The organism is Psychrobacter sp. BF1 (assembly GCF_019279065.1).
GTDB classification, from domain to species: domain Bacteria; phylum Pseudomonadota; class Gammaproteobacteria; order Pseudomonadales; family Moraxellaceae; genus Psychrobacter; species Psychrobacter urativorans.
Window position 1 is genome coordinate 1 of sequence record NZ_JAGYWV010000010.1, and the last position, 22733, is coordinate 22733.

The 22733-nt window shown below is 43.1% G+C and carries 18 protein-coding genes; 3 read left to right on the forward strand and 15 right to left on the reverse strand.

Going from position 1 to position 22733, the window contains the following annotated elements:
• Positions 1 to 1312 precede the first annotated feature (1312 nt).
• Positions 1313 to 1588: a helix-turn-helix domain-containing protein gene (locus KZA12_RS11190; RefSeq protein WP_218690286.1), complete on the forward strand. Its 276-nt coding sequence runs from the start codon at positions 1313 to 1315 to the stop codon at positions 1586 to 1588.
• Positions 1589 to 1866: 278 nt separating this feature from the next.
• On the forward strand, positions 1867 to 2010 hold the full coding sequence (locus tag KZA12_RS11195; protein ID WP_218690352.1) for a DUF2256 domain-containing protein: 144 nt from the start codon (positions 1867 to 1869) through the stop codon (positions 2008 to 2010).
• A 17-nt stretch (positions 2011 to 2027) separates the two neighbouring features.
• On the opposite strand, the gene KZA12_RS11200 is transcribed toward KZA12_RS11195, so the two are convergent.
• The 5 genes from KZA12_RS11200 to KZA12_RS11220 all read right to left on the reverse strand — a co-directional run bounded on the left by KZA12_RS11200 (position 2028) and on the right by KZA12_RS11220 (position 15376).
• Positions 2028 to 2801: a hypothetical protein gene (locus tag KZA12_RS11200; protein ID WP_218690287.1), complete on the reverse strand. Its 774-nt coding sequence runs from the start codon at positions 2799 to 2801 to the stop codon at positions 2028 to 2030.
• Positions 2794 to 3921, reverse strand: a complete 1128-nt coding sequence (locus KZA12_RS11205; protein ID WP_218690288.1) for an ATP/GTP-binding protein — start codon at positions 3919 to 3921, stop codon at positions 2794 to 2796. The genes KZA12_RS11200 and KZA12_RS11205 overlap by 8 nt, the downstream gene beginning before the upstream one ends.
• An 846-nt stretch (positions 3922 to 4767) precedes the next feature.
• Positions 4768 to 13014, reverse strand: coding sequence for a PLxRFG domain-containing protein (locus KZA12_RS11210; RefSeq protein WP_218690289.1), 8247 nt, complete (start codon positions 13012 to 13014; stop codon positions 4768 to 4770).
• A gap of 5 nt (positions 13015 to 13019) precedes the next feature.
• Complete coding sequence (locus KZA12_RS11215) at positions 13020 to 14495, reverse strand: hypothetical protein (RefSeq protein WP_218690290.1); 1476 nt, start codon at positions 14493 to 14495, stop codon at positions 13020 to 13022.
• Between the two features lie 176 nt (positions 14496 to 14671).
• On the reverse strand, positions 14672 to 15376 hold the full coding sequence (locus KZA12_RS11220; RefSeq protein ID WP_218690291.1) for a hypothetical protein: 705 nt from the start codon (positions 15374 to 15376) through the stop codon (positions 14672 to 14674).
• 234 nt (positions 15377 to 15610) lie between these two features.
• Here KZA12_RS11220 and KZA12_RS11225 point away from each other — a divergent pair, with 234 nt between their 5' ends.
• Entirely contained in the window at positions 15611 to 15967 is a 357-nt protein-coding gene (locus tag KZA12_RS11225; RefSeq protein ID WP_218690292.1) for a lipoprotein, read from the forward strand.
• Positions 15968 to 16054: 87 nt separating this feature from the next.
• Here KZA12_RS11225 and KZA12_RS11230 read toward each other — a convergent pair whose 3' ends face one another.
• From KZA12_RS11230 to KZA12_RS11275, 10 genes are all read right to left on the reverse strand, one after another.
• On the reverse strand, positions 16055 to 16354 hold the full coding sequence (locus tag KZA12_RS11230; protein WP_218690293.1) for a helix-turn-helix domain-containing protein: 300 nt from the start codon (positions 16352 to 16354) through the stop codon (positions 16055 to 16057).
• Positions 16351 to 16710: a type II toxin-antitoxin system RelE/ParE family toxin gene (locus KZA12_RS11235; protein WP_218690294.1), complete on the reverse strand. Its 360-nt coding sequence runs from the start codon at positions 16708 to 16710 to the stop codon at positions 16351 to 16353. The genes KZA12_RS11230 and KZA12_RS11235 overlap by 4 nt, the downstream gene beginning before the upstream one ends.
• 237 nt (positions 16711 to 16947) lie before the next feature.
• Positions 16948 to 17406, reverse strand: a complete 459-nt coding sequence (locus KZA12_RS11240; protein ID WP_218690295.1) for a hypothetical protein — start codon at positions 17404 to 17406, stop codon at positions 16948 to 16950.
• 154 nt (positions 17407 to 17560) lie between these two features.
• Positions 17561 to 18436, reverse strand: coding sequence for a DnaB-like helicase C-terminal domain-containing protein (locus tag KZA12_RS11245; protein WP_218690296.1), 876 nt, complete (start codon positions 18434 to 18436; stop codon positions 17561 to 17563).
• A complete protein-coding gene (locus KZA12_RS11250) occupies positions 18436 to 19812 on the reverse strand; it encodes a DnaB-like helicase C-terminal domain-containing protein (RefSeq protein WP_218690297.1) in 1377 nt (458 codons plus the stop codon). The genes KZA12_RS11245 and KZA12_RS11250 overlap by 1 nt, the downstream gene beginning before the upstream one ends.
• Positions 19812 to 20666, reverse strand: coding sequence for a hypothetical protein (locus KZA12_RS11255; protein ID WP_218690298.1), 855 nt, complete (start codon positions 20664 to 20666; stop codon positions 19812 to 19814). Before KZA12_RS11255 ends, KZA12_RS11250 begins: the two co-directional genes overlap by 1 nt.
• Positions 20667 to 21046: 380 nt before the next feature.
• Complete coding sequence (locus KZA12_RS11260; RefSeq protein WP_218690299.1) at positions 21047 to 21277, reverse strand: hypothetical protein; 231 nt, start codon at positions 21275 to 21277, stop codon at positions 21047 to 21049.
• Entirely contained in the window at positions 21274 to 21882 is a 609-nt protein-coding gene (locus KZA12_RS11265) for a hypothetical protein (RefSeq protein WP_218690300.1), read from the reverse strand. The genes KZA12_RS11260 and KZA12_RS11265 overlap by 4 nt, the downstream gene beginning before the upstream one ends.
• Complete coding sequence (locus tag KZA12_RS11270) at positions 21875 to 22471, reverse strand: hypothetical protein (RefSeq protein ID WP_218690301.1); 597 nt, start codon at positions 22469 to 22471, stop codon at positions 21875 to 21877. The genes KZA12_RS11265 and KZA12_RS11270 overlap by 8 nt, the downstream gene beginning before the upstream one ends.
• Positions 22464 to 22733, reverse strand: coding sequence for a helix-turn-helix domain-containing protein (locus KZA12_RS11275; protein ID WP_218690302.1), 270 nt, complete (start codon positions 22731 to 22733; stop codon positions 22464 to 22466). Before KZA12_RS11275 ends, KZA12_RS11270 begins: the two co-directional genes overlap by 8 nt.

Sequence of the window (22733 nt, forward strand, 5' to 3'; positions counted from 1 at the left end):
GGTTTAATCGCGTATTGCTGGTTTCCCTATAAACCCACTATTAAATATATGCCATTACAAGGATAAAAGTCATAATCCAAATATAATCAATGCTTTATGATAAGGCTTATCCCGAATTGGGGTTAATTATGAATATGAGTGTCCTAAATTCTAGGACACCCTGTAGTCCCTAGTCACCAATGGTGATTAGACCTATTGATTTAGTGTTTGAAATGCGGAATAGAACGCTGGCAGGTTTAAATTGAATGTTAGGCTTTTAATGGCCATGCCCAAAATTGGGCAAGGGTCTACTCACTTTGAAGAATTTATAAGCAACCTATTCCATAGCCAACGCAAAACTGCGTTGGCTATGGAAAGTTATGTTTGAATAGTCGCACCTTGTTTAAATATGTCAAAGAGACGTTCCTGCGACGTTCCAAGTCTTTCATATTTAAAACAGCATAGAGTTTCCTCACAACCCCTGTTGGTTTACTGCTTGTAGAGATAATCACATTTTGTGGTAATTCAATGACACCACGGGCTGCGGGCTGCAAGCCTTTTGAATCCTTTCTTTAGTACGCTCACAATTGGTGGTGATGCTATTATCCTTGGGTATTCACCATCGAGGTGTAAACCCCGTAGTCCGTGCTTTCTGATGGTATCGTCCACACAGGCGAGAAGGTAGGTGAGACAGTTTTGTCTCATAAGCAATACTAGGCGCTGATTAGTATTGAGAAAATAGGTAAATCATTTTTGAATTATCATGAGTATCAGGTACTTAGGAAGTAGGGCGTACCAAACGTACGCCCTACTTCTGGGCAATGCTTACCTCCAACCGTCAATGGCGGATGGATAATTATTAGCGATCACAGTTTAATATTTGCTATTGGGTGTGCAAGTTTTTGGGGAAGCCCTGGTACTTGCTATTTATTGGCCATAATTGATATTGCGCAACTATTAGAAAAATTCAAACAGTTCAGTTGTCCGGAATTACCGGATAACTCAGTTGCCGAGAAATGCTCGTGAAGTGGTTGTTTCCAAAATGGAGATAGATGCCCCCAAGCTTGGGGTTATCTCGTTGCATCCAGTTGCGGATTGATTGCGTCAGGCTGCGTCTGCTGGTACGTGCTGTTTGATAGGAAGTATAGATGATTCAGATTTGAATGATGATTGATGTCATGTGTTTAGAGAGTAGGGTGTTAAATTCTTTACACCCTAATAGGCTCAGATTTGAGCGTATCTATTTAATATGATTTTAGCTTGTCAGGTAGACTGAAGTTTGAATCGTAGTCAGATGAGTACGAGTAGATCATCATTAACAAGGAGAGCGATGATGGCTAAGAAGCTATGGAAGAACGTCACTGAAGACGAAAAAGTGAAGATGAAGCAGTTTGTTATTAACAATCCACCGAACACGCCGCTGACGCCTGAATATGCAGCGAGCTACCTAGGTGTATCAACAGCGACATTGCAAAAAATGCGATGCCAAGACACCAATGGCATACGTTTTTTTAAGCCTAGCCATAGATGTATTGTTTACTATAAAAGCGATTTAGACGAATATCTAACAAGCCAGCCAGCTTATCGTTGCACTTCAGAATATAAATAACTATTTGTCAGTGAGTAATTATTGGCTGGCAAGCAAAAAGTGTTTATATTAGCGTTACCGATAATGTGCTGCGCATCTATCACGACTGTGGAGTGAAATCATAGCTGTTCAGCATATTCTTTCTTGATCTTCTGCCGTTGCTGTCATTCTATCTGCCTTTGAACATTAGTCTTGGCGAGTGGAATGATCGGGCTTTTGCGGTGTATATCTCTCATGTAGCGTTACCCTGTAACATTTTTCGGTAGCGTTGAGTTACATGTTGACCTGTAACTTATCAGCTGACAGCCGTCGCTGTCACTTGTTACCGTGTACCGTGCCAGCGTCCCTTTAGTTGGCGCAAGGAATGGGAAAAAGATTGGGTACAGGTTGTTTATTGTTCTGAAAGTTGTCGGCGATGGAAAGGACTAATAGCTTTAAGCTAGTTATAGATAAATTGATTCTAAGTTGTTAACGCTAACTGTGCCCATTCTTCAAACAAAGTCTCCCCAAGATATTCAATTAAAAAAAGAGCGAATGGGGTCAGGACTAATATATGGTTTTTTGGTTTAATATATTTAGTAATTTGATTCTCATAAATACCAACTTGAGTGAATGATTTATTTATGTATAGATAATCACTAGGGTAAGAAAAGTCATTTCGAACTAAAAAGTTTATGGCTTTCATATGCTCAATAAAATAGTTCGACCAATCTCTTTTATTTAATGGTTGATTAATGAATTTATTAAGTTGTTCTGGGCAGATTTTTGAAACATAATTTTTATATTTACTGCCTTGAGATATATCATATATTTCCTCTTTGTTTACAGGATGTTTAAATGCCTCTACCATAGGATAACTAATATATAACTTACCATTCTCAGTTTCATTATTAAAAATATCTAACATATTCTCAATGCATTCTGGATATTTATCTGATAAGTTATCATGTCCATCGTAGTCAAAAAACAAGTAAATTTCTGCTATTTCAATTTGAGAATATTGTGATAGCACGTCATCTCTTTTACCTTTCCTTTCTTGACTGATTTCTTGCAAAATTTCGTATGTGATTAAAAATTCAATATCTTCATCTTTAACCTTTCGATAGAGTTGGTAAATATTTGTTCCAAAACATATAATTTCTATTGGTTTATCCAGAAATTCTGCTTGAAGACGTTCAAGCACTTTAACTTCAGTTTTTTCTCCTTCAGTAACACATAATATTATGCTAGACATTAAACTTACCTGCCTGATATAGTTTTTCTAAATTATGGGCTTGACGCAATTCTTTATCAGTACATTTATTTAATGACCTTATAGTCTTTCCATCTATTATATAACCACAATCAGGCCTAATTAACTCGTTAGATAATAAGTCCGTATTATGAGTTGTTAAAATAACTTGTGTATTTTTCAAACCTTTAAGTCTTTTAATCAACTCTTGAGATAGATAAAAATGATAAGAGCTGTCAAATTCATCAATAAATAATAGTCGGATTTCATCTTTTTTTATTGTTTGCCACCAATAATATAAAAGTGTCAGACTTTTTGTACCTGTCGAAGCGATTTCAAAAAAAGGAATGGGTGTACTGTCTTTAGAAAATTTAACACCTATTTCAAGTCCAGATACGGTTTTTAACGGAACTAAAGCGTAATCTAAACCCATATCACCTAAGAAAATTTCAAAATCTTTAAGATTGTTATTCTTCAGAATGTCTTCTAAAAATTTCCTAGAGCCTGTTTGATATCCCATGAATGACATGCCATCAAAAACGCTACGAAACCACAGCATATGACTTATAAACTCTATAAAAGCCATAAATAACTTATTATTGGTGTTCCTTCTATCTAGGTTAGTATTGCTATATATGTACTTTACTGCTGATAAATTTTGAGCTGGGTTAATGTTTTTATTCAGGTGTTCAGTACCAACAAGATTTGTTGAAAGAGGTTTGTTTAATTGATAGTCTAAAACAACTTTATTACAAATTGTTAGTTTCTCTGACATAAGGATTTTTTTATTGTTTTTTGTGTATTCATATATAACATCAACTGGCTTAGTTTTAATAGAAAAAACAAATTCAAATTTGAAATAGGCAACTTTTTCAGTGGATAGGGCGTTAAGATAGAAGTCATTTATATCGCTTGTTTGATGGTCAGTTAAGTGCGAAATTAAATCAAAAATTGCCCATCCAAGAGTTGATTTCCCTGTACCATTTTTGCCATAAATTAAAGCCATTTTGATCAAGTTATCTTTCGTACAGTCTTTATTGTAATCGTAATTACTTGCCGATAAATCAAACTCTAAAATATCTTTAAATTGGCGGTAGTTAGATACAGAGAATCTTTTTAACATGAGAAATCCTACCTAAAACTAGTATAATATCTGATTGTAGCATGTCATACCGTAAAAAATATACGGCAGATTTTCTATTAGATTGTTATGTTTAAGTTAAAATATATAAATTCGGATCTAACCACTTCTCAGCAGTCTCCCCATACCAACCTTTACGCTCAGCATAGCTCTATAACTGATCGGTACTGATTTTACCGACGTTAAGGTCTTCAAATGATAAGATGTGAATAATAAAAGCCACTGGCCGAAGATGCTGGCTACATCGCATAGCTTCCAGTGAGTCTCGTACCGATAGTTTCAACTGCAACCAGCCAGCCTATCGAGCACTTCGAAATATAAATAGCCATCTGTTAGTGAATAATCATTGGCCAGCAAGCTCTGCAGAGTAATACAACCGTTGGTATTATCTGGGCATGCAGGCATGATGCTCTCTATATTAGTGAGGTAACAAAGTGATTGAATGGTTAACGCTGAAGCAAGTATCTAATGAATGCGGGTTTAAAGATACGCGTACTTTCATCAACAATTATATGGAGAAGTACCCGCCTGATAGAACCAATAAACAACTTAAATGGTGGAAGCGCACGACAGTTGATTTCATTATAAAAACCGAGTTTCCAGATAGGTACATAGAGGAAAAATAATTAATGCTGGCGCTGCTCTCTTGGCATGCTGGAATTCCCACAGTTTGTGGTTATTCGTGAGAGAGTAGGCTATACGGGGTTTACGACTTAATGTCGAATACCCAAGGTGGCAGGCCGACTAATGAATATCTGCTATCTGGCGAGTGGTAATAAAAAAGCCCACCACTTAGGGTGAGCTATTAAAGATTATCTAATAGTTGGATTACATGCCGTCACGCACATTGTTTAACTCCTGCGCCAGTGTGCCACGCCCTGACTTTGGTGCGAGCTTGATAACGCGATCTACCTTATCCATCTTCATCTCGCGCACACGTCTTGCTATATCGTTTGGCTTGATGATGATTTTTTGATTAGGGTTTTTCTTGTTCCAATCTTTGACTGCAGCGCGTGCATCAGCGACCTTGGATTGATTGCCTTCGACCACGCCAGCCGCCCACAGCGCACGTATGCTAGAAGCGCGTAAGTTGTAGTAAGACGTTGACGACTGCCCAAGATAGTTAGCCTCTTGGATTTTAGATATATCGCGTGGCTGGAAGCCAAAGAACTTAAAGGCAGCATCGACCGGCGTTACGTCAGCGACTTTATAACCCTTCGTGTCTTTATAAATGCCAGACGTTGCCATGCTGGTACCCTTGACGGCGTTTCTTACAGCTGTAGGTGCAAACTCTAGAACGCCTTTCTTAAGGCTAGTACTATCAAGATTAGCGACGCCTTTGGCGATATCTCTTGTGCCGGTAGCAACACGACCCACAAAGTCACCAGCAGGACCAACTATCTCGAGTACATCACGCGAGTTACTGGTGCGCTCTTTAAAGATACCTGTACCTGGTATTAGATTACCCAGACCCAAGCGACCAGATACATCGGTTGGTGAACCTGATACGCTTGAGATACCGCCGTCAATAAAGTCGCCAGCCATCTCGCCCACCCATTCATCCAAGAACTGCTGACGCACCTTCTTAGATGAAAAGTTATAGCCCATAATTTGACCGATACCATCTACCAAGTCTTCGGCATCTTCCATGAATGGTAAGCCACCAGCACCACCTAGCAATAACAATGTACCAATCATAATGCCAACAGCCTTACGACCTTGGTCGCGCTCAACAGAACCTTTCTCGCCTTGTGTCCATAGACGGTGCATCAACTCCATATAAGACACGGTATAAGTTTTAAAGGTCATTAGCGTACCACCTACCGCGCCGCGACCCCAGTTCATGCGACTGGCCTTGTTATACACAAACTGCGTCTCTTTGATTGACTGAGTGGCAAACGCTGCTGGATCATCCATGCCTTGCTCTTTCGCCATGCGATAAGCGGCCACAAATGTTACTCGTCTATTAAACTGCTCAGCCAAACTAAATAACGAACCCCATGCCAGACTAACGCGAGACAGTGTGTTACCTGCAAGCGCTTTGGCATCACCAATTTTTGTACCGTCACCAGCGCTTAGTGGATTCTTACCGCTGGCTTGTCTGAGTAGGTTGTGGACCTCTTGCGGGCTAAGCGTACCGTCTGCCTCTGCACGTTCAATAGCTTCACGTAAATCCGCTTCGAAATGGTCATTGTTTTTGCTCTTCAGCGATTTACCCCAATCAATCAATGATTTATTTAACTGAGCAGCAGCTTTCACTCCGCCACCAAATTGACTGAGATAGGGAAACGATACAGCGATAGGCTGCGTAATGTTGACCGCGGCAGAAGCAACAGAACCACCTAAGTATTGTGCGAACATCCAGCCGCGAATGACGTTACCCTCTTCTTGTGGGTTTTTAATGTACTCTGCTAATTTTACAGCTGCATCTTTTAACTGGCCTTCGCCTTTTGGAATGTCTTGAATGCTACGGTCAAGGTTGCCCATATTTAAAGCGGCAGACGTGTGACGCGCATTGGAGTACACAAAACTTGCCAGCACACGCCCAACGTCCTCAGAATAGCCTTTGATACCTTTACGGTGCATCAGGCGCTTCATGGTGCTACGGTTATTTTTAGTGCGGCGTAGGTACTCTTGGAATGCATCATCAGCAGCTTTGTCACCTGTTGCATCAAGCCCCATCATCTCGCCAAACAATTCAGCCGTCTCAGGCGTCACACCAGCGAACAGTTTAAATTCTTCGTTAGATAATGCGCCTTGGGTGACAGTAAAGTCATTGTCATTACCATACAGCGCGTCCATCTCCGCTTTCATCTTGCGTGCTTCATAAGCAGATTCAAACATGCCAAAGTATTCACGGTTGCCGTCTTTATCTACCACATCGACGGTGTATTGGCCAAAACGTGACAGTGGCGCATAGCCGTCATCGATAAGTTTATTGGTACGGAACTGCGACTCTTTGATATCTTTGAGCGTGTTTTTAAGTGACTTTTCTTTTTTCGGGCTGGCTTGTATCAGGCTATTGATATGCTGCTCAATGTTAAATACTGCCTCGCGTAACGTGCCAGCTTCCATGACCGCTGTTTCAATAGCGGCCGCATCTTTACCCAAACGTCTGAGCATGTCTGAGCGCGTCATACTATCAAGGCTATTATCTGTGGTAGCGCGGAACTCTCGGTATAATTCAATCTGCTTATCGTCAAGATTGAATTTAGATCGCAGCTCAGCATCTTTCCAAACAAGACCAGCGTTAACTTCTTCATCGATAATGCCATTGATAAAGCGATTGGCTTGGATGTTGTTCATCTTGGCCAATTCTTGCAACTGTGCTGGCGTGATACGGTTGGCATCTTTTAGCATTTGCAATCGGTCTTGCTTTGAGGCGGACATGACCTTTTTGCGCCAGTCCTCAATGAGTACCGCTTTACCATTAAGGTCGCGGCCCCATAGCAGTGTGCCCTCAAAAATTGGCTTACTTAGCGCCTCGTTATCCTTGGCACCGATAGCGGACTTGGTGATATCACGTAGTGAATCAAGCTGTGGCAGTAGTCGTGGCGCAAACTCACTGGCTTTTGAGGCGTAGTAAGACACGTCATTGATGAACTTCTCAGTGTTATCAAAGACCGGTTTAAACATAGGGTTACGCTGTGCCAAGTTGTACATGGTGCCGATGGTCTTGTGCCACCATGATAGCTTACCGGGCGGAGCTGAAGATACCCAGTCGTAAAAGCGCGTCATGCTTTCTTTGGCAATGTTGCGTGGGTCCATTGGGTCATTTATACCACCAGCAGCGCGACTAAACTTCATACCGTCAGAGCCTTGGCTGTAGCGAATATCATCGTTATTGGCGTCAAACGCGCCTACGTTATCGGTAGCAGACTTGATATTAGTGGCGTCAAAAGAAATAACCACTTTGGCTGGGCCTTGTGAGAACTCAGAACTAACGTCATCAAGTACATTGTCGTTTACAATCCCATCATAAATACCAGTGGCGTAATTTTCTGCCGCTTTTTTATTCACACCCCAAAAACCCTCACCCTTAGCGTCTTGCACAAACGGTGCTTGTGAGTTGATGAACACAGCCTTTGTTCTATCGGTGGCGTTATTGAATGCTTGGTCATATGCTGCTTTTCTAGCCGCTTCAAAGTTTCTTTCAGCGTCTTTTATGGCGGCATATTCTTTTTTGGTCAGCTCTTGGATTTCATCACCAGTCTTGCCCTCAGCTTCGAGCATGTATCTTTTATCATTAAAAGTACGTGCAACCTTAAACTGATTAGATTTAGCTGAAAACACTTCTTTTTCTTTTGCTAGATCAACTGCATACCCTGCCGCCATTTTAGCGTTGTCAGTAAAGAACATGCCCATCATGCCGTTATTGCGCTCAGGCACAGACCTGCTCATATCGAACGCCCAAAAATCACTTTTGGCACCATGATATAAAACAAGAGGCTCGCCATTATCATCGAGTATCTTAGACGCATTAACTGGGTCATTCTCCCAATCACCGAACCACTGCTTGAATGCTGGTGTACGAACTTGCAGCCATTGCTGCTCATTCAAGTTACTAGGCTTGCCGTTAGGTGCTTTTCTTGGTTCGGCTGCCTGTTCTTTCTTAACAGCGCTGATCTGTTCTTCAGGTGCGTTGATACCCTCAAAACTATTAACTGACGACTCTATGTTGAGTAGCGGCGTCCGTGTGCGAGTCTCTACCATACGTTCAGCTAGTGCCAACACGTCTTTTGAGTTAATTTTAACCGGTGCGCCAAGCGTATTTTTTAACCATGACCGGATAGCCATAATCATACGATTAATCATGCCAGCAACCTTGCCTTGCTTACCTTGCTGGCGTGACGCCAAAGTAATCAGGTAGGGCAGGTATTCGTCAAGCGCGTCTTGCTCGTTGCGAGCAACTTTATCAGCCATGGCTTTTGCTTCTACGGCCAATGGGTCGCCCGCTTTAACCATGGCATCAAAATCTTTCATCAAGGCGGCATAAGCCTTGTCACTCATCATGGTTTGCAAGCCACCATGACCGCCAAGCTCATGCAAGAAGGTTGGGATAATCATATCGTCAGATAAGTTATCGGCAATCAAAGTCGCTTTGCCATTGTAGTACAAGCCATCTACATCGTTTGGAATGGTTAGCCTGCCTTCCTGTACAAAGTCAGACAGCATTTTTATATCAAGTTTTCCGTCAGCCATGAGCTTGGCAATAGTCTCTTTGCCGAACTTATTATTTAACTTGCCAAGTACTTGTTTGCGCGTGGTGCTAGTGGTGCCCTTAATATTATCTATGTTGGTTGCAGAGCGGCTGAATTTTGCCTCATCTGTTATTGGTACAACTGACTTAGGCTTGGGTTTTGGCTCAGTATTGGCAGCTGGTTTTTCTGTTTCTGCTTTTACTACAGAAGACTGAGGCGTTTTCATTGGGTTAGAAACCACTGTTTCCTGTTTTGCTACAGGTGATTGAGGTTTGGCTTGTTGCTCCTCTTGAAACTTGCTAGACAGCCTCAGGAACGATTCAGGATTGTATTGCGCTTCATCACGTATAAAGTCACGCGCATTCACTCCTTGTGCTTCAAGCTTGCCCTTATATGCTTTGACCATCGCGGCGCCATACTGCTTGTACGCTACTTGGGCCTTCTCTTTGATTGGTACTAGGCGTTCTTTCTCCACCTCCGCCTTCTCGGTGTTTTTAGCCTTCACTTCATCAAGTTTTTTGGCATCGATTTTTGCTTTATCGCGCTTATAACCATCAAGCTCTTTATCTATGTTGCGTGTACGGTTTGGGATGGATAGCTCACCATGATCTAGTCGATTGTCATCGTTGAATCCATACTTTCTTGAGAGCTCGCTTATAGAACTATCATCTTGGGCTGTTGCGTTGTTAGCAGCAACCTCTGGAGTAGCAGCTGGCAAGTCCTGTACTACTGGACCTCTATTGCCATTGATTGCAGGGGTAGGTGCTGAGGTTTGCTCATCGTCAAACGATAGACCGCCCTGCTTCGGGTTGCCTCTACCAGTCACAGCGTTGATACGTTGCTGGATATCCTCACCAATGGCTTTGGCTGAGCGTCGATTGTCAGAGAACACTTTAAGCATTTCAGTCGCGCCAGCGCTTAGCCCTTCACCAAACATATCGTCTTGATTTAAATAAGTCTCTACGTCTTGACCGCTTTTAACGATATCTATATAAGCCTGTGCTGCATCGCCCAAGTCTGTAGCTAATGTATTGGTAAAAGCGTCACCACTTTTCACATTGCTATTAATTTGGCTTATTTGTGGTGCTTTACTGGTCAACGTTTTAAGAATGTTTTGCGAGCCTTCCCCTAGCGTCTCAGATATAGCAGTCACTAAGTTTGGCGCATTGTATGCATCTTGAATGATGGCAGATTCAACACGACGTTTACCTTCTTGTGATAACGCGCCAGCATCATCCATCATGGCTGATTGCTCAGTAGCAGGAAGACCAGATATAAAGTTTTTAACGTAGCTGCTGCTTTGGTATAGATTCATATTACCATCGGCGCCAAAAGCTAATTGACTGGCATCGGGTAGCCGCTTAGCGTCGCTCACTGCTTGCTCTGTCGAGCTCATGCGAGCAACTGCTGGCTGATTCGCTGCTGCAGCGAACTCATTTCTATCCATGTCTGACATATTGCGGCGTACCAGTACCGGCGCTTGCATATTATTGACAGCGTTTGTATCAAGGCCATACTTGCCAGCGCTCTCACTGACAAACTGACGGTATGCTTGCGCTTTCTCGCCGCCTTGTTGATAAGCGCGTCTGATGGCCATCGTTCGGCCATTGCCTGAGTCGACTACATTATCGTTGGCACCAATGAAGGGCGAGCCGGTTGATATGTCAGAGCTTGCACCCAACATGTTTGGCTGTAGCTTATTAGCCATGTCATTGACTTGTTTTTGACTGCCGGCACGTGTACGGTCGCGTGGCTGACGCTCAGAAGGGAAGTCTGGGTTCGGGCTAAAGGTATCGGTATTGCTAGTGATAAGCTGGCTTGCATCGATTACATCCCACTGTGATTGTATTTCATCGCCTTTAGGAGTGTATGCGACTGTCTTAGCCTTTGCTTCATCAACGACGCGCGCTTTAGGGTCAACCTGTTTTGATTGTACTTCCATTTGTGGTATCAATGAGGCTTCACGCAGCATCTTATTTTTAACTGGAATAGATTTGGGCTCATCAATAATGGCTTGTAATAAGCGTGCATACTCTGGGCTTGATTGGTCGGCACCTTGCAAGCGTGCGCTCATAGATTGCTGCCACTTGGTTTGTGTGGGCAAGTCCTGAGCTTCAGTAATTCCACTATTTCCTGAGACTGGATTTATTCCTGATGTTTGGGTGAGGGCATTGTTTGGAGCTGACTGATCATAAGAATTAGGTGTCACGTTTCTAGCGCTTGCCTGTTCAAAGTTGGCAGAGACCGAACTAGCGCCACTATCCACGGCAATAGCAGCAGCTGCACTTAAGCCGCCAGCATTAGGATTAAGGCCCATACGTTCAGATAGCTTACGGTTATCAGTAGCTTCAAGGTTGCCAAACCCTAATGCACCTTCTGGTACTGGCGTATTGTCTTGCAACTCACCACGTAGTCGCCTCGCAAGTCTTTCAACGTTAGCAGCTCGTACACTTTGGATGTTGGCATTTACGTCGGCTGCCGTTTGCGCTGTACCGTCAGGCGTCACTTCAAAATCACTGCGAGGTGCTGGCAAGCGCGGGTCGCTTCCAAATTGCTCATAACCTTCTGGCACTTGGGTGACATCATTAATATCGCTCATGCCAGCGTCACGGGTAGCTCTTGCTTGTGCTTGTTGCTGTGCTAGATAGTCGTTGTACTCAGCCTCACTAAATACCGTTCCATCTTGCGTGGCACTAAACTGACCACCAAGCTCGCTGTTATAAGTAAGCTCTGGGTCAGGATTTAGGTTACGCATACCACCGGCATCAGGACCTTGACCGCGATTAAAGTAATCTGGGTTAGCGTTCTCAATCCAATTAGGGTTATTTGGGTCGCTTACCTCACCTTGATAGCCAAGTTGGTTGCCGCCACCCGGTCTATCAGGATTGGGCGAGCCAAGCCTAGGCACTTCTTGTCCCATGTCTTCCGTTGGGGTAACGTCGCTGGCTGGTTTATTGTTTCGAGTAATACCGCCAGCAAAGCTTCCCATCGCTGCGCCTGATAACAAACCGAGTACGGCAGCAGCATCGACGCCTTCTTCTATTGGTTTGTCTAGAGCGATATTTTGCAGTACTGTCTCTGATATAGACTGTGGTAGCTCTTCTAACAAACCTTCGGTGACCGCACCTTCCAAGGCGCGTCTAACAATGTTCTTTTGGTTGACCGCACCTTCTGCACCTTCGTTAGCAGCACGCCCACTTGCTGCGCGCGTGCCTCCAGCCAGCATAGTATCGATATCACCGACACCAAGTTTCTGTGCAACTTTACCGCCAGCAAAACCAAAGCCCGCTGTTGTTGCACCAGTAGCGGCAGCAAGTGCCGTTTGCTTGCCAGTCAATAGACCGTCATCAGTTTGTTGACGTATCTGTTCAGCTGACATGCCAGCACCAACCAAGCCTTCTCCTATGGCACCCTTTACTATTGGCGATAGACTTTTAGCAGCAATGCCTATGCCTTTAGAGTATGCACCGCCAAGCGCCATTGATGGCAGGGATTCAAGAATTGTATTAGTAACCAATGACGGATTACTTATGGCTTTACCAAACTTAGCGCCAATACCGTCGGCATCCTGAAACTCTTTTTGCTGCTCTTTGTACTTGTCGGTTTTCAATTCACCGATAAATTCATGAGCCGCTTTCGCATCATAGCCTAATGTGTCTTTAAGGATTTTACCCGTAAGACCACCGGTAGCCATGCTATTCAAGCCAACCACTGCTTCACCGACACCTAAAACGCCGTCAGCAAGGAATGATAAGCTTGCATCGCGTACGTGTCCTAGCACACCCTTGTCTTTGGCTGGCGCGTCTTGCATGAAAGCTGAGATAGCATCGTTACGGTTATATGGTTTTTGCTCTTTATTCTGATTGTTATCCATATCGACTACCTCAATGCTTCAAGTTGTTTGCGACGCTCTTCATTACTGAGACTGGTGTTGTTTTTTATTGCTATAGCGCGTGGATCGTTGGCATAGTCGATGGGTTCTAAAGGAATGGAGCGAGTCTCACCAGTATTTCTATTGAGAAGTACGTCAGGGTTTTTAGTTGACGTCAAACCATCTTCAGATAAGGTTTCGCCACCACCGATACTGGTCCAATACTCTTTATCTGAATTAGCATTAGAGCCTTTGATCATTTGGATTTGGGTGGAAACCGCTGACTTCTGCTCTTCTGTTTCAGCGGCAGCATACTTGTCGTAGAGAGCGTTTAATTGCTTTGGCATGTGATTGGCAACATCATTATTAGCTTGTTGCATATCTAAACGTCGGCTATTAAGGCTATTTTCTTGCTGGGCCTGTGCCGCGGTCTGTCGGAACTTATCTGCATCAAAACCGAGCTGCTGGCTAGCACGGCTATTCGCACCGAGCTCGCTCAACTCAGCGCGTGAGTTTTCACCACTCTGTGTCATGCCTTCTTGCGCTAGTTTTTGCGCGGCACTCATCTGTGTTTTGTATTGCTCGTTTGCGTACTTCTCATCATCACCATTTAGGATTGAGTTTTTAAGGGCGATTTGACCGGTAGTCAGTCCCATACCGTTTTTGTATGGCTTAATATCCATTGCTAGTGCGGCGCGACGGCTATCTTCACCATATGCTTTTCGAGGTGGTGGCATCACACTAAAACCAAAGCCACCATTAGCCCCACCCATTGCTGGTGCAAGCGGCTGCGCTACTGCTGCATTGTTATCCACTGATAATCCAAATGATTTATTATCAGGATTGCCGCGCTGCACACTATTGGCACCGAAACCGAGTTTAGGACTGTCGCTATACACAGGTTTTAGCGCATCAGCTTCATCCGCTATCGTCTTGTCGCTCACATTATTATTACTTGCCACGCTAGCATTGGTATTACTGACTATGCCTAACTGCGGTGCGACCACTTGCCGTCGTGCTTGCTGATTGGCAACCATGTTCGATGTAGTACCAACCCCTAAGTTTGGGGACGGCTTTGCTGCCACTGGAGTTGTCGCGAGTCCGGCTCGCTCTTGCCCTTGTGCTCTCATTTGCTGTACTGCTTGCGCTTGCTCTCTTACAGGCAGACGAGCCACATCACGAGCTTGCGCTAACGCTGCAGCTTGTGTTTTATCCCGCTCTTGTCTGTTGATATCAATCTGCCCTAAAGCCTGAGCACGTTGTTGTCTTCCATTACTCGAGGCTTCCTGCATTTGAGTCTGTGCTGGAGTAGGCGCTATCTGTGCTTCTTGTACTTGCTGATTTAACTTGCCAGCACCAAGCAAGCCACCTTGACCTGTGTTAGCACCAACCCCCATCTTCGCTTTGTTGTCGTCGAATTGTTCACGACGTTTTTTTCTTTCTTCTTCAGAAGGCTTAAAGCCTGACATAAAATCAAAAGACATGATATTACTCACTAATTGAATGATTATGAGTTCATTATGAGCAATATTGCGTGATATCTAAAACCTTACAGCAGTGCTGATAAAGTCCCTTAAACGGTATTGCTCAGATAAATTCTCACTACGCAATTTTGCGCCATCAGAATACACCGATGAATGAGGCAGATAGTTTTGTCATATTAGTAAACATCAGCCTTAACACCTATCGTATTAGTTGCGACGTTATCTATCTCAACCTCGTACGCAGGATCATCTTTCACTACGCCAAAGGCATTGCCGTTGCTGTTAGCAATGCTATGTAGAAGGCTGGTTAGCGCGTCAACTGGTGAATTGTCTTTATCATCAAGACCATAAGCCTGGCGTTCTAACGCGACAAACTTGGTCATGATGTCTGCCAAGTCTTTTAGTGTTCGCATATGATTAGATACCGAAGTGACGCGCTCGTATGCTTCGAGAGCACTTTCATCTATCACGCCAGCCTTTAATGCTGCGATAAACAAGTCTTCTAAGCGCTTGCGGTTATCTGTGCCGATCTGAGCTTTCAAGTCATCAAGTAACATCATGGTTAATGCGCGTGCCTTACCAATATCTTCACGGTGAGATATGCGAATGCTAGCTGTAAGCTTGGCATTCTCCTCTACGGTGGCGTTATCCATACTCTCTAAGCGTCCGACTTCGCGCTTAACAGCATTGGCATTAACAATGCTATTCGCTTCTAATCTAATACGCTTACCAAGGTCACGCGACCAACCCTTGCGTTTGGCTCTTGATCGTAGCGTACTGTCTTTAAGACCAGCCTCTTTTGCTATTTGCGCGACTGTTTTAACGTTTGCACGATACGCAAGCTCAACTTTTTCCCAATTTACCTTCAATCTATCGCCCATTACAGACTCCAATGCCTTTGTATGTATGCATTTGACTACACTGATGTGCGTGAAGTCGAACCTTATAGCGGTGCATTTGCGCGATTATATGTCTATGTTCTGTCACTCATAGTCGTTCTTAAATCGCCCATAGAGTTATTTAAAGGATAGTATAGGCTTTGGTAGCCACTAATGATAAGGATTGGCTGTGGTGGTCAATATGTGGCGTGATGTAGGGATAATCGATGAGGGTGTATGATGAATAGAGTATTTTTCGGTCTTGTTTTGGCTGTGGCTCTGACTGGTTGCAGTAGGCCTAGTAATTTTGCTGAATGTATCATTGCAGATATGGATGACGTGCAGAACCCCCAAGTCTTTTCTGCAATCTATAAGTCTTGTACTACAGCATTTCCAAGTTTGTACCAAGATATTGAACAAGGATCAGGGCAAGGGTTGTTCTCCAGCAAAGACAGCTCATCTTGTATTTTGGACAATGCGAGGGGCACGACCTTCCCAATGGCTTCTGCTAGCATTTCTATCGCGTGCGGGTGCCTCTATACTGAGCCTAAATATAAAGGTCAGACATGCAAAAGCTACTTTATGGGTTATTAAAGAATTAGCACGCCAGCCACAAAAAAAGGCATACGCTTAACGTACACCTTTTGGTATCGGTTTGGGTTCGCCTAGAGGGTGAAGGCATCACATCAGTATGACTTCACCGCCTGGCATCTTTGCAGTAATACTAACTTCACCACCTAAAGCATGAACATACTGTTGCAGTGTTGATAGTTGAATATCCTTGCCGCTTTCTACTTTTGATATGCTGGCTTGCGATACGCCCATCAGGTTAGCCACATCAACCTGTTTAAGTTTATTCAGTTGGCGAAGTTTGCCTAGTTGAATAGATTGATTTAGGCGTTTGGCTTTAGTGTGAATACGCGCCTGTCTCTCGGCTGGCATTGCAGCCATGTAGTCATCTAAGCTGGTAAGACCTTTCATTTCTTAATCTCCTTGTCGTCTTTTCTTGCAAGGTATTGCTTATAAACCTTTTCTGCTATTGGTATCATCTTCTTGTAAAAACGCTTATCGCCTGTCTTATCTCCACCGCATAACATAATTGCACGTCTGCTTGGGTCAAAGACAAAGAAGGCACGATATGGTTTGCCACCATGTTGAATGCGTAACTCTTTTAAGTTGGTCATCTTTTTACTATAAACGGTATCAGCATGGGGTCTACCAAGTTGATGGCCTTCTTGGCGCAGAACCACTAAAGAGGCTACCACATCGTCTTGCTCTGCTTCGGTAAGTGACTCTAGCCACCCCTTAAATTCATCAGTAAAAACTAATTCGTACATATGATAGATCTCTCTTTGGTCTTATTATATAACAATACGGTTGTATATTGTGTCTTATATAACGCTGTATAACCAAATTTATTTAACCAGCACACTGCCTTCTGTTGTAACGTGTCAGCAAGGACCTCTTAAAGTTGCGATTATTAGGCGTTCACCATGATGGTGAACGTACTGATGTGGATATAGCATAGTCTATATGAGCTCTATCTGAGGTTAAGAAGTAGGGTAGATATAGTATTATGCGTGATTACTACTTGCCAGCAACCCTTGCAGATCTTTAATATCTCGACGCATCTCTTTAGTTTGTAAATCCATTTTAGCAGTCGTAAGTGCTGCATGATGACCTATCTCGATATTGCTATACTGCATGGCGTCAGCAACCATTAAGCTACCGATAATCCTTGCCTCTTTTGGCGTTAATGTCCAAACGTCATCACCAATGTCGATCTTAACTGTGCCACAGGGTAGAATTATCTTACTGATGATACGTGCTTGATTATGAGTGACAACTGGTACATAGACACCACGTTGAATACGATAGATTAATCCCTCGTTAACTAATGACGTTAGTTTTTCGTCAATCACAGCAAGCGACAAGTCAATCAAACCCGATAACGTCTCACGAGTGACTGACTGCTCTTGATTATTCAAGTCAATAATCGCATCTAAAACCATCTGTTTATTTGTTACGCGCATACTATCACCCTTAAAAGTTGTATAATAGACATGCGATAACACAGCTCTGTTACTTGCCAGCTTAAGCACTCATGCGACCAACATGGGTGCTTTTTATTGTTTTAATTAATAGGCTCTATGGTGAGAGCTACCATATATTAATATTCACAACTGCTCATTGTTCTTCATAATTTGGCTCGTCGTCCAAATCATGCATCGCTGGCATGTGATTGGTGAAGCGCGCGTATTTACCTTCAAAACCTAGCCTTACGGTTCCAGTCGATCCGTTTGTATTTTTAAGAATGATGATTTCTGCCATACCGTCGAGCTTAGCGCTACCGCCATTCTCTCTTTGCTCGTAGTGATCATTACGGTAAATCATCGTGATAATGTCAGCGTCATGCTCAATCGCGCCTGAGTCGCGTAAATCCGACATAATAGGGCGCTTATTAGGACGATTCTCAACGTCGCGGCTCAACTGGGACAGTAAGAACACGGGACAGCCAAACTCATGACCTAATGCTTTTAGCGTGCGAATAATGGTACTAACATTATCAACATTGTACTGTCCGATAACGCCTTCCATTAGCTGCAGGTAATCGGCACCAATAGCCGATAGCTTACCTCCCGTCTCACGCTTTATTCTGTTTAACTGAGTGCGCATTTCATCGATATTAAGATTACTGTTGCCAACGATAGTCAAAGGTATGTTTTTCTCTTCTGAGATAAACCGCTGCATCCGGGCCCAATCATCGGTACTTAAATCTCCTTTTCTGATAGACGTAAGATTAACGCTAGTTTCAGCACTTGCCAGCCTGTCCATGACTTGATTCGATGACATTTCTGCACTAAAGAATACTGCTTCACCTTCTCTGAATTTGGCAATATTAGTCAGGATATTTAGATTTAAAGCACTTTTACCCATTAATGGGCGACCTGCGATAATAACTACGTTGCCAGCAGCAACCCTCATTAATTTGTCGAGCTCTGAAAACCCAGTACAAAAGCTTTTAGCTACTACATCATTAATTGCTTCTTTCTTGATAATCATCAGTGATTACTCCTATAAGGCGGTATTTCATCGCCAGAGTTGTATGTTGTTAGATTACTAAAGCGGCTGTATTGACCTTCAAAAGCAAGTCTCACCGTTCCATCACTGCCATTACGGTTTTTAGCCACGATGACCTCTACTACGTTGGTATGCTTGCTTACGTCTTTTTCATACTTATCATGCCTATAAACCATGGTGATAATATCTGCATCTTGCTCTAACGCTGAGGAATCCTTCAGGTCACCCATATGAGGGCGCTTATCAGGTCTTGATTCACATTGGCGGTTGACCTGAGACAGCAGAATCATTAGGCAGTTGTATTGCTGAGCAACTGCTCGTAAGGCTCTACTAATCTCAGCAATCTTTGTCCGTAACTCTCCACCAGCCTCAATAACTTCTTTCATGATTTGAATGTAGTCGACCATAACCACACCTATTTCGCCATGATTTCTATAAATGCGGGCAAGCTCTGTCTTGATGCCTGCTAGCGTTATTGATCTGTCGTCATTGACGTGTATGTTTAGCCCCTGAATGATTGCTGTGGTTGCGTAGAATCTTGCATAATTATCTTCACTAATCTTTTCTTTCTTAAGTGCCTGTACTGGTATAGAACCCTCAGCACTAAGCATACGTATTGCCATATCAGAGGCTTTCATTTCTAAACTAAAGACAACACCTGCTTTACCAGTAGTTTTCGTGATAAACCTAGTGATGTTTTCAGCAAGTATGGTTTTACCCATTGTTGGACGCCCAGCTATAACCCATTGATTACCTACGTCTGCCATGACTGATTTATCTAAGTCGTCATAGCCTGTACGCATGAATGTCACGCCATGCTTTTTAATATATTCGACCTGATCTATGACTGCATGTAACAAGCTGGTCATATTTTGCGTTTTGCTCTCAACATGACCAGTCGATACATTGACCATACTATCTACGCAGTTATGCAATACATCTAAGGCATCGTTCTCTCTATCGCTTAGTGAGTGAACGGCAATACTTAACTTATCTGACATCTCACGCCTTAACCGTAAGTCCTCTAGCGTCTTAATATGCTCATCTAGGTTGTATGAAAGCATTACATGAGGTGTATTAAATATCTGTGACAGATATTCATCCCCGCCAGCTTCTTTTAATTTATTAACCTGCTTCAACCGGTCACTAACTAGCACAAGATCAAGCTCTTGTTTTGGGTCTGTTTTTTTAAGGCTAACAATAGCTCGATAAATTATTTTGTGTCGTTCAGCAAAAAACAAATCTAATCTGATAAAGTCGCTATATTTGTCATAAGCTTCATCACGGGTCATTATCACTTCTAAGATGCGCTGCTCAACTTCTATGCTGTGCAGCTCCTGCTGAGTAAGTAGTGTCATCAGAAGCCCATCCCTATGAGTGCATCAGCGTGCTGAGCTCTAATTTCTTCTGCACGTTCGTCTGATACCTGAGCATCCTCAATCTCATTAACAGAATCCATGTAATAACGGTTGTCTTCATCAGCGAAAGTGTAGAAACGTTTGCGGTCTTCTGCATCCATCTTCTGAAACCACTTAACAACTGATCGGGACCGCTGTAGCTCAGCTATTCCTTTTTCATTACACCAGGTAATAAATTTATAGATCTCTGGCTTTAATTCATCATCATTGACTGGCTTACCAACTGGAATTATTCCTGCCATCTTCAATTGGTTTTTAACTACCTCATAAGACCTATCAAAAACTTCTAATTCATTTTCCTCTTTAAGAATGTCTTTATTAATATCTCTCTTTATAAGTGTGGCGCTTTCCGCCACTACTCCTGTGGCGCTTTCCGCCCCCACCTTATGGCGCTTTCCGCCACTACCTATGTGGCACTTTTCGCCACTACTGGCGCTTTCCGCCACTACTGGCGCTTTATGCCATAAGTCAGAGTCTTGATTGATTGAATAGACGCTAACACAGCCTTGTTTTTTTATTACCTTCACTAGACCTGATTCCACGGCTTGCCTAACATGCTCATAAGCTGTTTTCTCTCTGTTTGTACCCAGCACACGCATGAACACTTCAGTAGGGATTGCTGCTGATTTCTTGCCACGCATACCTACTGTGTACCTTATTATCGTCATAGCTACTACCAATGCACCAGGCTTAAGCTCTAATCCTGCCACCCAGTCAATCATACTGTTAGGGCATTTATACCACTGCGATTGGTATAAGCCCTCACATTCATTTTTCTGTTTGTCGTCGCTCATTACTCAGCCCTCCATCGATTAGCGGGCCATAAGCTTTTTGATTTATCGCATTTAGCTGCTTGAACGGATGTTATATCGCAGACAGGTGTGCTACCATCATTCGTGTGGTGTTTCATCACTGATCTGAATGATGTTCGCTTGCTTGCCAGCCCTTGCCGAGGGGTAGGTGTTAAAGCTTTTATCAGTTCCAAGAAGCCTGAGCTAATTGCTTGGGCTTTTTCGTGAGCGTTCATTTTATGCAGTAGGGTAGTCATCGCTCCCTCCCTGCTTGTTTATTTGCTTAATGTCTTGTTTGGAAGGCTGGCGAGTAGCGCGGTACTTTTTGAAGTAGCTTTTACGCTTCGCATGACGGCGGCTTTGCTTCGATGGGTAGCTATTTTTCATAGTGCCACCTCCGGCTCTATCTTAAGACCAGCCAAATCATCTTCTGAATAATGATGGAAGTCTTGTGCTAGATATTGTCCGAGGTCGGCAAGTTTTTGAGCTTTGTATGTATCACCACTTTCAAGGTCATTCTTGATGGTGGTGAATAAAGCGTCAAACCATGACAGGCGTTGTATTTCAGCTTCTTTGGCATTTATCAAATCGTTAGATAGCTTATTAATGCTCATGCTGCCACCTCGTTACCAAAGGTGCTTTGAGCCAATGATTTATTGATGGTGTTCAATCTACTACTAAGTAAGTCGGCCCATGTGTCAATAGAATCATGTGACAAGCGCGCCATTGATTCCGCTTGGCTTGGCGTCATCTTCTCTTGATAGATCATCCATAACAGCATGCCAATATCATTTAATAAGCCAATAGCCCCGCCAATATCACAAGCGGTGTCCGATAGCTCGATTGATGGTATTAAAATAACCTCATCGTCATCAGCTTCGGTAGTATCGATTACTGTGCGCTGGCTAGTTTGGTTGGTAAACCTTCCGTTATATAGCGTTGCAACTGCGTGGCGATTGGCTTCGGTATTTTTGAATAGCGACGGCTGATAGTCACCTGTTTCTGTATCGCATGCTGAAACAAAATAGCCTTTATAATCGTAGTAGATGTTGCTGCCATCGTGAGTAAGTGCCAATAGGTCACGCTTGCCGTATGGGTCGGCTGTCAGTACAAACGAGGTGAAGCTTAATGATGGACACAGAACACTATCACCAGCTTTGAATGTGGCTAGTGTAGGGGTGTTTTGAGTGTTTGAGGTCGTGCGGATAGATTTAGGCATGATAATGCCCTCCTGAATGTTTAGTGTGTTTGTTGTATATCGTAAAAAAAGGGTAAAACGGGATTACAACAACGACATTCAGGCCGCGGAACTTATTTCCCCAAAGGGGTATTTTATTAGGTTCACTCATCCCGTCACAACTTACGTCACTGTGTCCAGTGCCATAGGTATAACGTTTAAATCTTAAAACTAACTTATTCATGCCCGTGGTAACTTGCTGGGTGTTAACCAGGTAAGTTTTAGGCATAAAAATATCCAATGAATGACGCCTTGGATTTGACGCTGAATGTTCTGTTGTGCAACCATGATAACGCTTGTTATCATCACTTGTAAAGCCTTGTTTTTCACTACCGCTAAAATGCAATAAATGGGTAACCGCCCCTGTTACATCAGTTTTTTTAGCACCAAAAATAGACAGGTTTTTAACGATTTTATTTATCTTATTGGCAATATTGATAACTTTACTGTTAAAACTCGAATTCGTAGCATAAAGACTCGAATTCTGTACCTTTACACTCGAATTCATGTCATTAAGGCTCGAATTTGCTAAACAGCGGGTATTTAGCTGGGTATTAGTATTATTAGTCATTACTAACTGCTCCCACATCAGTAGTAAGCAAAGAACGGTCTTCAGCTTCTATCCAATAAACGCTAAATCTCTTACCGTTTCTAGTGACCATTTTGCTTACGACAGGTATTCCAGCTTTCTTCAAGTCATAGATACGTTGTGCTAAGCATGTAATCGTATAAAGCTTATAAGCTTGCCAAGTGTCAATAGTATGACCTGCCAGCATATGTTCTTTGACTTTAACGTTTTGAGATTTGACGGGCATGTGCCGTGGAGTGATCAT

Coding starts and splice junctions, on each gene's coding strand:
- KZA12_RS11190 (WP_218690286.1), top strand. CDS start 1,313: ATGGCTAAGAAGCTATGGAAGAACGTCACTGAAGACGAAAAAGTGAAG.
- KZA12_RS11200 (WP_218690287.1), bottom strand. CDS start 2,801: ATGTCTAGCATAATATTATGTGTTACTGAAGGAGAAAAAACTGAAGTT.
- KZA12_RS11205 (WP_218690288.1), bottom strand. CDS start 3,921: ATGTTAAAAAGATTCTCTGTATCTAACTACCGCCAATTTAAAGATATT.
- KZA12_RS11210 (WP_218690289.1), bottom strand. CDS start 13,014: ATGGATAACAATCAGAATAAAGAGCAAAAACCATATAACCGTAACGAT.
- KZA12_RS11215 (WP_218690290.1), bottom strand. CDS start 14,495: ATGTCTTTTGATTTTATGTCAGGCTTTAAGCCTTCTGAAGAAGAAAGA.
- KZA12_RS11220 (WP_218690291.1), bottom strand. CDS start 15,376: ATGGGCGATAGATTGAAGGTAAATTGGGAAAAAGTTGAGCTTGCGTAT.
- KZA12_RS11225 (WP_218690292.1), top strand. CDS start 15,611: ATGATGAATAGAGTATTTTTCGGTCTTGTTTTGGCTGTGGCTCTGACT.
- KZA12_RS11230 (WP_218690293.1), bottom strand. CDS start 16,354: ATGAAAGGTCTTACCAGCTTAGATGACTACATGGCTGCAATGCCAGCC.
- KZA12_RS11235 (WP_218690294.1), bottom strand. CDS start 16,710: ATGTACGAATTAGTTTTTACTGATGAATTTAAGGGGTGGCTAGAGTCA.
- KZA12_RS11240 (WP_218690295.1), bottom strand. CDS start 17,406: ATGCGCGTAACAAATAAACAGATGGTTTTAGATGCGATTATTGACTTG.
- KZA12_RS11245 (WP_218690296.1), bottom strand. CDS start 18,436: ATGATTATCAAGAAAGAAGCAATTAATGATGTAGTAGCTAAAAGCTTT.
- KZA12_RS11250 (WP_218690297.1), bottom strand. CDS start 19,812: ATGACACTACTTACTCAGCAGGAGCTGCACAGCATAGAAGTTGAGCAG.
- KZA12_RS11255 (WP_218690298.1), bottom strand. CDS start 20,666: ATGAGCGACGACAAACAGAAAAATGAATGTGAGGGCTTATACCAATCG.
- KZA12_RS11260 (WP_218690299.1), bottom strand. CDS start 21,277: ATGAGCATTAATAAGCTATCTAACGATTTGATAAATGCCAAAGAAGCT.
- KZA12_RS11265 (WP_218690300.1), bottom strand. CDS start 21,882: ATGCCTAAATCTATCCGCACGACCTCAAACACTCAAAACACCCCTACA.
- KZA12_RS11270 (WP_218690301.1), bottom strand. CDS start 22,471: ATGACTAATAATACTAATACCCAGCTAAATACCCGCTGTTTAGCAAAT.
- KZA12_RS11275 (WP_218690302.1), bottom strand. CDS start 22,733: ATGATCACTCCACGGCACATGCCCGTCAAATCTCAAAACGTTAAAGTC.